Origin of the sequence: Brevundimonas sp. DC300-4, assembly GCF_049897365.1 — a bacterium.
GTDB lineage: Bacteria > Pseudomonadota > Alphaproteobacteria > Caulobacterales > Caulobacteraceae > Brevundimonas.
The window spans coordinates 20,462-31,832 of record NZ_JAFCWC010000017.1 but is presented as its reverse complement, the minus strand read 5'-3'; the positions used below and the strand labels follow the sequence as shown (position 1 = coordinate 31,832).

Here is an 11,371-nt window from a genome sequence, read left to right as displayed (position 1 = left end):
ATCCACCGAAAGCGCCTTGCTCATTCATGCTGGCCTCCGCCTCCAGCAGGAATGTTGAATCAGAACCCGGCTCCCTTGGGAATCCCCTGCGATTCAATCAGATCGCAAAGTGCTCTAGTTCAGCTACTTAAGGCTCGTTCGACGGGCTCCAACTGCGACGCCGATCCACAGGCTGAAACGGCGCAAACGGTGTTCTGCCCCCGAAATCGCGCCTTAGCGAGATCAATCGCGCAGCGTTTCGCAACGGTGCCCAGTTGGCCCAAAAAGAACGATCACGACAGGCTCGCGGACTTTTTTTTCAACAGTGTCGGTGGACAACGGACATCGGGTCGGCCGACTTCCAAGGCCTGACGCTTGGCCGGTCCTAGGCTGTACCACCCCCTCGGCCCGGTCTGCTGCGGTCATCGAATAGTGCGGGCGTCGAAGAACGGTTTCAGGTGCCGCTCGTACCGACGCCACGCCTCGGCCGAGGTGGTATAGATGGGCCTGCGCACCTGGGCGAAGCTGGCGGTCGTCACGGCCCGGTCGGTGTGGTGGAACGCGTCGAGGCCCGGCTCGTGCGGCAGGCCAGCGTGGTCGACGATGCGGGCGATCCACGGTCCCGGATCACGCGTCAGCGCCTCGTAGGGGACAGTCAGGATCGCATCGCCTATCACCTCGCTCCAGTGCGCGTGCAAGCGGTCCTCGTCGTCGAAATATCGGGCGATCCGCTCCAGCGACCAGCTCCAGTCTACGCCCTGGGCGAACCAGGTCCGGAACGCCGACCAGGCCGTGGCCCCCGGCTCGCGCCTGAGCCAGATGAAACGCGCCCGGGGCAGGACGCGGTGGATGAGCCCCAGATAGCGACTGTGATTCAGGGTCTTGTCGACCACCCGTCCTTCCGGCCCGAAACGGTCGCCCAGCATACGCAGATAGGCCCGGCCGATGGCAGCGAACCCGTCGGGGCCAGCGGTAGCGAAGGCGTTGATCGCGGCGGGCGAGAACCCGCCGATGGGCATGGCGGCCGCACGGAACAGATTGAGCTCGCCTCCACCGGCCACCCCACTGTGATTGACCAGGATTTGTTCCACCAGCGTCGTGCCTGACCGGGGCAAGCCGAGGACGAAAATTGGCCGATCGCTGTCGATGCCCGCGGGCCAGCGCGTCAAGTCTTCGCTCGCGGAACCGGCGATGACCGCATCGACGAAGGCCGCAGAACCGGCGAGCTCGTCCGGGCGGGTCGCCGAGACCAGAGCAGCACCACGGGCATAGGCGTCGAAGGCGGCATCGATCGCCCCTAGGTCGTCTCGGGCCTTGGCCACGGCATAGTAGAGCACTGCCTGAGCCTCGGGCAGGGCGCTGCCGGCAGGGGGACAGCGTTCCAGCAGATCCGTCATGGCGTTCAGGTCGTCGTCTTCTTCCGCCTCGAACGTCCGGGCCCCGGCGAGCGCCAGCCAGCTGGGGGCCACGGCAAAGGGATCCGGCGAGGCGGCAATGGCGCGCCGGAAGTCGACGATCGCTCCTTCTGCATCGCCAAGCGTGGCCCGGCAACTGCCGAGAAAATGCCAGGCGGCCGGCTGGTTCGGGTGATCGGCCACGATGGCTAGGCCGAGATCGCGGGCCTCGGCACCGTCCCCATACTGGGCCACCATCGCCGCATGGTTCAGGCGAGCCGGCAGGTCGAGACGGTCCAGATTGGCAAGGTACCCAGCGGCCGCGATGGCCGTCGAGGTACCGCCCAGGGTGAGAGCCAGCCGTGAGACGGGACCCCAGCTCGGGCCCAGCGGAGGGGCGTCCTCGACCAGCCACGTCAATATCGCAGCCGCGCCGTCACCGTCGCCGGCCTTGGCGGCCATGAGCGCCGCCTCGATCCGCGCCCGCGGAGGCCGGTCATCCTTTGGAGTCATGGCTAGCGGGTAACAGTCGTTTCAGGGGCTCGCAAGGTCGTCCCGGTCGAGGCGAAGGGCGGCGGACCCGACAATCCGCCGCCCCCTTTCATCGTATCAGCTCGTTCGAACTTAGAACGTCAGGTCGAAGCCCAGACGCACGAAGCGCGGTTGCTGGTAGCTGATCGCTTTCAGGTAGTTCGGGTCTGGCGTCAGAGCGCTGTCTTCACCGAACTCGTTGAGGTCGGTCTCGCCCTGCAAGTTCAAGACGTTGAAGATGTCGGCCCGCAGGACGAGATCGCCCGGGATGGCCGATTCCGGCACCGTGTAGCGAAGCGACAGATCGAACTGCTGGATCCAGTCGCTGGTCCTCGCCGTGCCGCGCGGAACTGACACTCCCTGACAGAAGTTGGACGCCGCTCCATAGGCTTGAGCGAACACATCAGTCGGGTGGACGCCGAAGCAGCCGAACTTGCGCCCCGAGTTGATCGACAGGTTGCCGCCAACGAGCAAGTTGTCGGTCAGCTGGTACGAACCGAACAGCTTGATCGAATGCAGGCGGTGGTTCGGAAGCAGACCTTCCGCGCCGTCCGTCAGACCCGGCTGGTCGAAGTCCTGAGTGATGCCCGCATCGGTCTGGCCGTTGTCGGACTTCACATAGCCTTCGGTGTTGCCTTCGCTTTTGGAGATCGTCCAGGAACCTTGCAGCGCCCAGATGCCGTCGAAGGCGCGTTCGAAGGTCAGGGCCAGCGAGGTGTATTCACGCTTGGCTTCCGGATAGTTCAGGTCTGCGGCCGAGAAGTTGACCGTGCGGCGGGTCGTTTCACCTGGCAGGGGGTCTAGGAGCAGGATCTCTGAAGCCGCGCCGGGGTTGACCAGCACGTACTGGTGGAAACCGGTGTAGATGTTACCGCAACCAACGATCCGTTCGCGATTGCAAAGCGCCAAAACGGCGGCGTCGATCGCCACGTCTTCGGCGTTGCGGATAAGGTCGCGGTAGGTGAACTCGGCACCCACCGTCCAAAGATCGCCAAGACGACGTTCGTAACCCAGACGCCACTCATCGAGCGCTGTCGATTCCAGGTTTTTGGCCGCGAAAGACGAGCTGTCCTTGACCGTGCCGTCGCCCGTGACACGGCAACCCAGTGAGCCGACCGGAGCCGGGCCACCAGCTCCGGCGGGGCAAGCGACCGCGCCTCTCCAATTCACGATCTGGGCTCCCAGTTGCAGCGGGATACCGTCGGCGCTGTAGGGACGCTGGGCGAGGATAGCGGCGCCGTCCGCGTTCTCGGTGTTTCCCGTGAACGTACCCGGCGCGACTGGGGTATAGCCGTTCAACAGGTAGAACTGGCTGAAGAACAGTTCGTTGGCCGCACCCCGGAAGGCGGTGTTGGACGCGACCGGCAGATAGTAGCGGCCGTAGGAGCCATATACGCGACTGCGGTTGTCGTTGCCCGGATCGAAGGTGAAGCCGAGGCGCGGACCGAGCTCTCCGTCGAAGCCGATGAACTCTTCGCCGGCCGCATTGTTGAGCGCGAACTTGTCCAGACGCACACCGAGGCTGAGCGTCAGTTGTTCGGTCGCATCCCAGGAGTCCTGGATGTAGAAAGCTTCGTTCTCGCCGGTGAAGCTGCCACCCGAGCGGAAGGTCGAGAACTCGACGTATTCCTGACCGGGACGCAGGTTGCCGCCGATGGCCTGAAGCGTGCCGGGAACGGCGCGACGATAAACCAGGTTGGCACCGAACTGGCCGGTGCGGAACGCCGATTTGTCCAGCTCGGTCTCTTCGAGCTCATAGCCGGCGCGGACGTGGTGATCGCCGAAGAAGGAGAAGTAGAAGTCAGCGTCTGCGCGGTAGAAGGTCCGGCTGGTTTGGGCGACGTTAACGGTCGCTGCGGGCTGGTTGGGGCTGGCCCGGAACAAAGGCCGCGGGTTGGTCCTGCGACCCGCGGCGCGTGCATCCTGGACGAACGGAATGTCAGTGCGTGCGGGGATGCCGTTGTCGCGGTCCTCGTTACGGCCGTAAGCGGCCGACAGGGTGAACCAGTCGGTGAACTGGCCTGTGTAGCGCAGCACATAGCTTTCGCCGCCGAGCTCATTGATCGTCGGCAGCTCGGGATAGGTGCCGACCGCGTCCGTCGCCGGGTCGAAGGAGGTGGTGAAGTTCTCCGTCTCGCGGGTGGTGTCGAAATAGGTCAGCTCGACGCGGTGGTCGTCGGTAATGTAACCATCGACCTTGACGCCGTAGAACGGGTCGTCCTGCCGCTGGAGCGTCGCGGTGCGCCCCGTGATGCTGGCGTCGAAGTTCTCCGTTTCCTGGAACTGGGCCAGACCGAAGATGAACAGTCGATCGCGGATGATCGGCCCGCCGGCTTCGACGGTGAAGGAATAGTTGTCACGTTCGTCGAGCTCGTTCCGGGCCAGGTAAGTGTCGCGCGACTGGGTCCGCAGGGAGTCGGGCGAATAGTTGCCGCGCAGGGCGAAGGTGAAGTCGTTCGAACCGGACTTGGTCACCGCGTTGACGATACCGCCGGTGGCGCGCCCGAACTCGGCCGGATAGCCGCCAGTCTTGACCTCGACCGAACGGTAAAAGTCGAACGGCACCGTCGAGGCACCGATATAGTTATCGAAGTTGGTGATGTTCAGGCCGTTCACATAGAACGCGTTCTCGGCCACCGAAGACCCGCCGATTGCCGGCAGGTTGCCGAAGGTCGAATCGCCTTGGATAGTCGACGGTGCCAGCAGCACCACCGAGGTGATGTCGCGTCCCAGCGGCACGGTCTTGACCAGCTCTTCGAGGTTGACCACCAGGCCGGCGGTCGTCTCGTTGAAGGCCAGGGTCTGGCGCGCGGCGGTCACCACGATGTCGTCAAGGTTGGTCGCGCCATCAGCGCTCTCGGCATTCAGGCTGAACTCATAGCCGGACGCGCCGCCCAGGCCGACAGCGGCGGACTGGGAGATCGGCGCGTAGCCGGGCGACGTGATCGTCACGGTGTAGGCGCCGATCGGGATCAGGGGCACGCGGAAACGGCCGGCCGTATCCGTTGTCAGCGACCGCGTCACGCCCTGTTCGTTGGAACGCACCGAGACGGCCGCCCCAGAGACGGGGCTGCCCGAGGCATCGCGAACAACGCCTTCAAGGGAGCCGGAGCTGAAGTCCTGAGCCACGGCCGTCGTCGGCATGGCAACGACAGCGGCCACCGGAACAGCGGCCATGGCGATTAGGGCAACGCCGCCCATCATTGTGGTGGTGAGCATTCTCTGGCGAATGGGCTGCTTCCTCAAAATCGTACTCCCGAACATTGGCCAAGCTTCAAGCTTCACCGTGGATGGATTCGCGACTGCCTGGACCACGCGCGTCCGAGGACGTTAGCCTCGGTCAACTTCGGACCGCCAATGAAATTACGAGTTTGTAATGGTTTTGTCTGGAGACCGTCGTATTTAGGTCGCAGTTTAAACAAACAGTCGTCATCGAACGTAGAAACGTAATAGCGATGACATATTACAAGCAGCTCGAATAAAGTGCCTGGATGTCAGGCGCTGTCAGGATTGTTGATCGGCGTCGAAATCGGGCCCCATCGAGAGGCAGCCTAGGTAGTTGAACTCGCTATATAACAATACGTTGGCACGTGTGCTGACAGGCTTCTGTCGAGCCCACGTCTCGCCCCGAAATATCAAGCTCATTCAATGTATTGTTTCATATCCGGTGAAGTCCCGTTTTCAACGCCGATCAACAGCCCAGGTCGCTATTCGACCCTGTGTGGACGGCTCTCCGTCGGCAAGGGGTAATCGAACGATTTGCAACGCTGGTTGGTGCGGCCATGTGTTCGGCCTTTTGCTGCGGCGCTTAAGGCCGCTGGCCATAATGCCTTGATCGCGCGTGCCAGGTCCCGACCAGTTGCGAGCACTCGCGGTGCAGGGTCGAAGCGGGGTCTCCTGGTCCGGCGGTTTCAACCGGCTTGTTGCATCAGTTCAGTTTGCCCTTTCCAACATCGTGAGCGCAGCGGACTGCGCTTGTCTTCAGGCCGGCAGCGGCTCGCGGTAGCGCTCTCCGGTCATCATCATCGCCCAGACGGTCCGGGCGGTTTTGTTAGCCAATGCGACGGCGGCGACCTTCGCCTTTCGCCGCGCAAGAAGCTGCGCCAGCCATGGACGCTTCTTGGCCGAGCGTTCTGCGTGCCGGATCACCGCCATTGCGCCCACGACCAGCATCTGGCGCAAGTAGCGATGGCCGGCCTTGCAGATCGAGCCAAGCCGCTCCTTGCCGCCGCTGGAGTTCTGTCGCGGAACAAGCCCGATCCAGGCCGCGAGGTCGCGACCGGTGCGGAAGATGCCTGGGTCATGCTCCCGCAGGGGTGGAGAGCCGTCCACAGCATCAGTTGCAGACATTGAATAGGTCCGGTGACGGGCCATAAAAAAAGCACCCGGCCTTTCGACCGGGTGCTCCTTCCGTGAGTTCAGGTTAGTCTATGGGCAGCAGGGCATCGTGCCGCCGCAGCAGGCTGCGATGGCATCGCAGCAAGAAACCACAGCACTGATGACCATATCGGGCGAAGCCGCGAAGGCGGCGGTCCCGGAAGCGAGAAGCAGGAGACCTGCAATCGTCAAAGTTCTTTTCATAGTGAAATCCGTTTCGATAATTTGGAAAAAAGCTTTTGGATCGATCTGCGAAATTCATCGGGGTGGCGGGTCTTCTGCTTCAACCATGAGCGACCTCAGCGACGTATTTAGGACCCGATAGGTTGCTCTGGAGGTGGATTCAGGCCGAGCGAGCATAGGCAACTGGATGAGAAGTGCATGACACAAGACGGCGCAATCTGTTGAACAGATTGGCTTGTCGGGCTCGCATGGCATTGCCGATGACATCACCATGCTTGGTGCCTCACTCGCGAGAGTGCTCGACGCCAGCGTGACCGTCGCCACGAACAGCATCGAAGAGAGCGCAAACGTCGCACTGATCAAGGCCAAAAGGCTACGCCGGAAACGAGTCATAGGGCCTGTATTGGTGGGAGAGGCTGGATGTTAGCTCCAATCCTCTTTCGCTCAAATCTCCCGGCAGGTTACATCGTGATGCCCGTGATGTCCGCTTTCCACCGATACTTTTGAAGCAGTCCGCAAGCCTCACGTGATCGGGCTTTTTTACCCGATCTGGCACCGTTACGAAAAACTAAGCGATTGATTTCGCAAGAGCGGGATTTGGTGGCCAACACGCGGTTTGCGCCGTTTCAACGGTCACCGAACTTTTTCAACAGTATCCACCCGTTGCCGCCATCCGGCGCCTGGGTGATTGCTGATCTAGGAACGCCCTAAAGGGCCAACCGCGTCGCCTTGAGGCGAAGCGTCACGATGGCCCCTTCGCTGGGCCAGTCATACGCTATCGAGCCGCCAAACTGATGGGTCATTATGCGGTTCAAGAGTTTGCTCCCGAAGCCGCTCGTGGACGTTGGGGCGACGCATGGAGGCCCGCCCCGTTCGGTCCAAACGATTACCGCCTCATCCTCATCGATCTGGCAGGCCACATCGAGAAGTCCAGTCGGCACCGAAAGCGCACCGTATTTGACAGAATTGGTCGCCAGTTCATGCAGCACCAACGCCAGGTTGGTCGCCGAGACTTCCCCAATTCCCATTCTGGGCACGGCAACCCGAACGCGCCCGCTGAACGCCCCCAGATCATCGTAGGGCGTCAGCAGGACCGAGAGCAGATCACCGAGAAGAGCTGCGTTCTCCGTCTGGCCCGGGACAGGTCGAACGAGATCATGCGCGCGTCCCAACGCGGCGAGCCGGTGCGTGAGATCGCTGACCATCTCTTCCTTGGTCTCGGTCGACCGCGACGTCATTGTCGTGAGCGCCCCGGCGATCGTGATGAGGTTCTTGACCCGATGGCTCATCTCGCCCGCCAACAACTCGTTGGCTTCCTCGGCCTGTTTACGGCCAGTGACGTCCAGAAAAATCCCGAACATTACCCGATTGAGAATGCCCTCATCATCGCCGCGTCCCCGAGCAGACACCCAGCGGACCTCCTCCTTGATCAGGATGCGGAAATCGATCTCGTAAGGGCCTACGATGCCCCGCGTCGCATTGAAGCCGGCTCTGACCCTATCCCGGTCAGCCGGATGGATGTGGGCGGACAGGTCTTCAAAGGTGACTTCGGTGGTCGTGGGCACGGCCCAAAGATCGTATCCCGACTGATCCATCGTAAGGCGATCCGTATCGACGTTCCACGACCAGAGGGCGACGCCAGCGGCTTCCACCCCCAGACGCAGGTGTTGATCATCCCACACCGGCCGGTCCGGAGCGTTCGCTGACTGCATCGTTTTCATGGATAGGTGCTCGCCCATAGCTGATGCGCCAAGCTAGAATCTAAACCGTAGTCGACGACCATCCGTTCCCGCAACTCGCCGATACGACAAATCCTGCGGCCAGCGAGAGCGCCCTGATGAACTTATGATCGCTCCCAGCCAAGGTTGTTGGTCGGCGTTGAAGGCGGGACCCCACTTGATATAAAATAACATATTGAATGAGCTTAATATTTCGGGGCGAGACCGGCTGCCTCTCGATGGGTCCGATTTCGACGCCAATCCACACCCAGACGAGCACCATGCCGGCCAGACGGGTCCGGCTAGCGCCAACTGGGACCCGCGAGGTTCGTGCGTCGAACATCCACAACGGGTCGGTAGCGGCTATCGAAGTCACGGCGGAAAGCCGACACGCCCGATGCCCTTGAGGGGGGGGGGGGGGGGAAGCTGACTTCCGCTGCCGAACCCATCAAGCTTCGGCTAGCGCCACTTCCGGACTTTCCCAACTTACCCAGAAGGCGACATTCAATCACCAAATCTACTCAAAACGTGCCGAGCACCCCGGACCGCTCATTGCCGAACGTTATCGCATCAGACGGGCAGCATCATGAGCCGTTCGGCATCCACCACCACACCGACCGCAGCCCCTACTGGAGGCGCCTGGCCTGTGACATGTAGCGACAGCGTTTCGGATCCGGTCCTTGTCCTGACGACGTTGAAGCCCCCGGCAAAGCTGACCGACACCACGCGGGCTGTTATACCATCCTGCGGTCCGGTCAGTTTGAGATCTGTCGGTCGGATTGCCATCCATGCCGACCCATCGGGCGCGCTGAATGCCTTCCGGCCCAGAACAGACGTTGCGGCGCCCTCACTCACCCGAGCGACGACCAGATTGAGCGGACCAAGCAGCCGGGCCGCTGCGACCGAGGTTGGGTGAGCGTAAAGGTCTTGCGGCGTTCCGGTCTGGATGATGCGACCCGCGTCCATCACGGCGAGGTCGTCGGCCATCATCATGGCGTCCTCGGCGTCGTGGGTGACGACGATGGCTGACGTGCGGCTGTCGCGCAGAGCCTGGACCAGGTCTTCGCGCACCTCGGCCCGCAGGAATCCGTCCAGGCTGGAGAAAGGCTCGTCCAGCAGGATGACGGCGGGATCGCGGGCAAGGGCACGGGCCAGGGCGACGCGCTGCTGTTCGCCGCCGGACAGGGCGTGGGGGAAGGCCTTGTGCCGGTCGGCCAGACGCAGGCGCTCCAGCAGGTCGGCGACGACGACGTCGCGGTCGTGGTGACCCTTCAGCCCGAAGCCGACGTTCTGGGCCACAGTCAGGTGCGGGAACAGGGCGAAGTCCTGGAACACCATGCCGACGCGGCGGGCCTCCGGCGGAGTCATGCGACCGGGTTTCGAGACGATCTGCCCGTCGATCGCGATCGTGCCGGCATCGACGGACTCAAGGCCGGCGATGGTTCTCAGAAGCGTGCTCTTGCCCGAGCCCGATGCGCCCAGCAGGCCCAGGATGCAGCCGCGCGACAGGGTCAAGTCGGCATGGTCGACCGCGATCTTGCGGCCATAGGCGCGGCTGACCCCCGTGACCGAGACAATGGCGTCAGGCGTGGCCATGCGGATCTCCGGGGCGCGAGGCCGTGATCTTGCGTGTGAGCCAGATCACGGCGGGCAGGGTCAGGCCGACGATCATCAGACTGGGCCAACCCGCGTTGGGCAGGCGTTCGTCGCGCGCGTAATTGTCGGCGATGACGGCCAGGGTGTCGACGTTGAAGGGTCTCAGGATCAGGGTCGCGGGCAGTTCCTTCACCACATCGATGAAGACGACCAGGGTGGCGGTCAGCAGGGCACCAGCCGCGATCGGGAGGCGAACGGACAGGGCGGCTCCGGTCTCGCCCCTGCCCAGAGTGCGGGCGGCGGCGACCATCGAGGGAGTGACACGGGTCAGACCGGCCTCGACCGGTTCCAGCGCCGCCGCCATCAGCCGCGCGGCATAGGCGTAGATCAGCAACATCAACCCGGCGCCCAAACCCGACACCGCGCCGGGAACGTTCTGCCAGAGGATGGAGGCCGGGGCGAGCAGGCCGATGGCCATGACCGCCCCGGGCGTCGCGTAGCCCAGGCTACTGATCCGGGCGGTGACCGGCATCCGCTCGGCGCTGAGGGCCAGACAGGTCGCCAGCGCGACCGTGGCGATGGCTCCGCCGAGGCCCAGACCGAGGCTGTGGCCGGCGGCGAGGGTCAGACGGCTCCAGTCCGGGGCGATGTCGATGGCGTTGAAGGCCAGCCATCCGACGGGCAGGAACAGCCCCAGCGTCAACAGGCCGGCGCAAAAAACGAAGGCCAGCACGCCGCGCCCGGTGCTTAGCGGCGCGGGCTCGATGGGACGCCAGCGGGCGCGCCCAGCTTCATCGACGCGGCCCCGGCGACTGAGGCGCTCGATCCACAGCAGGACGGCGGCGGCCGCCAGCAGCGGCAGGGCCAGCCGGGCCGCGGCCTCCAGCGAGCCATAGACGAACCAAGACCGCACCACGCCGGTGGTCAGGGTCTGGACGCTGAGGAACTGGACCGCGCCGAAATCGGCCAAGGTCTCCATCACCGCCAGGGCGACGCCGGCGGCCAGGGCCGGGCGCAGCAGTGGAAAGCCGACGCGGAACAGCGCCTGGATCGGGGTACAGCCGAGACTGCGCGCCGCCTCCATCGCCTGGCTGGACTGGTTCACCAAGGCGGCGCGTACGGTCAGATAGACGTAAGGATAGAAGGCCAGCGACAGCACGAAGGCCGCGCCCGGCAGGCTGCGCATCTGGGGGCCCCAGTCGATGCCGGGTACTGCCCGCATCCAGGTCCGCAGGTCTCCCGCCACATCGAACAGATCGGCATAGGCATAGGCGACGGCAAAGGCGGGGGCTGCCAACGGCAGGGCCAGAGCCCAGGCAAATACCGTCCGGCCGGGGAACCGGTGCATGACGACCAGCCAGGCCGAGACCGACCCCATCACTGCGGTGGCCACGGCGACCATGACGGCCAGGGCCACCGAGGTCAGTGCATAGCGGACCAAGTCGGAGGCGGCGATGTCGGCACCGCCATCCCCGAACGCTGCAGCGATCACCCCGATCAACGGGGCGACGGCGACGCCAGCGGCCAGCCAGGCCAGCAGCCTCAGCATCGTGAGCCCGCCAACGCGAGGAGCGCGCCGGTCAGGGGGCGTGG

5 protein-coding genes and 1 pseudogene are annotated in these 11,371 nt (G+C 63.8%); all 6 read right to left on the bottom strand.

Annotation, left to right across the window (positions count from 1 at the left end; genetic code table 11):
* Positions 1–401 precede the first annotated feature (401 nt).
* The 6 genes and pseudogenes from ACP7AZ_RS16610 to ACP7AZ_RS16585 all read right to left on the bottom strand — a co-directional run bounded on the left by ACP7AZ_RS16610 (position 402) and on the right by ACP7AZ_RS16585 (position 11,327).
* Positions 402–1,835, bottom strand: a complete 1,434-nt coding sequence (locus ACP7AZ_RS16610; RefSeq protein WP_426039744.1) for a tetratricopeptide repeat-containing sulfotransferase family protein — start codon at positions 1,833–1,835, stop codon at positions 402–404.
* A gap of 162 nt (positions 1,836–1,997) precedes the next feature.
* Positions 1,998–5,123, bottom strand: coding sequence for a TonB-dependent receptor (locus ACP7AZ_RS16605; RefSeq protein WP_426039742.1), 3,126 nt, complete (start codon positions 5,121–5,123; stop codon positions 1,998–2,000).
* 762 nt (positions 5,124–5,885) lie between these two features.
* A pseudogene (locus ACP7AZ_RS16600) lies at positions 5,886–6,206 on the bottom strand (transposase); the annotation flags it as partial.
* 965 nt (positions 6,207–7,171) lie between these two features.
* On the bottom strand, positions 7,172–8,185 hold the full coding sequence (locus tag ACP7AZ_RS16595) for a sensor histidine kinase (RefSeq protein ID WP_426039740.1): 1,014 nt from the start codon (positions 8,183–8,185) through the stop codon (positions 7,172–7,174).
* A gap of 567 nt (positions 8,186–8,752) precedes the next feature.
* Positions 8,753–9,778: an ABC transporter ATP-binding protein gene (locus ACP7AZ_RS16590; RefSeq protein ID WP_426039738.1), complete on the bottom strand. Its 1,026-nt coding sequence runs from the start codon at positions 9,776–9,778 to the stop codon at positions 8,753–8,755.
* Positions 9,765–11,327 carry an ABC transporter permease gene (locus tag ACP7AZ_RS16585; protein WP_426039737.1) on the bottom strand — a complete coding sequence of 521 codons (1,563 nt, stop codon included), beginning with the start codon at positions 11,325–11,327 and terminating at the stop codon, positions 9,765–9,767. Before ACP7AZ_RS16585 ends, ACP7AZ_RS16590 begins: the two co-directional genes overlap by 14 nt.
* Between the last annotated feature and the right edge of the window lie 44 nt (positions 11,328–11,371).